Genomic DNA, 355 nt, shown 5'->3' on the forward strand with positions numbered 1-355 from the left:
TCCTAAAGCTCTTGGTGCGGTTGATATTGCTCTATACTATCATATTCCTTGCATTTGCTTACCGCCCGTTCCAATTATGTATCCAATTACAGAGTTCCCAAATTTCTCTTTATCATCGAAAAAAAGCTTTGGCTCTACATTAAATAGATTATCCTACAAGCTAATAAAATTCAGTGAATACCCTTTTATGAAAGAAATTARCGATTTTAGAGAAAAAACGTTAAAAYTTCCAAAGAGAAAAGCAGGACTTTACACATATGAMGTAAACGGTGTACCTATTTCTATACTTTATCCGATTAGTCCTTTTCTTTTCAAAGAAGTAGAGAGTTGGAAAGGTTCTGTATTTCTATCAGGG

Annotated in this window: 1 protein-coding gene; it reads left to right on the top strand. The window is 33.5% G+C overall.

Going from position 1 to position 355, the window contains the following annotated elements; all coding sequences use genetic code 11:
- Positions 1-355, top strand: a 355-nt coding sequence (locus AC1DWA_RS33880) for a hypothetical protein (RefSeq protein WP_477917943.1), incomplete at both ends; no start/stop codon positions are given.

The organism is Rhodococcus sp. P4_F3_2, assembly GCF_056401335.1.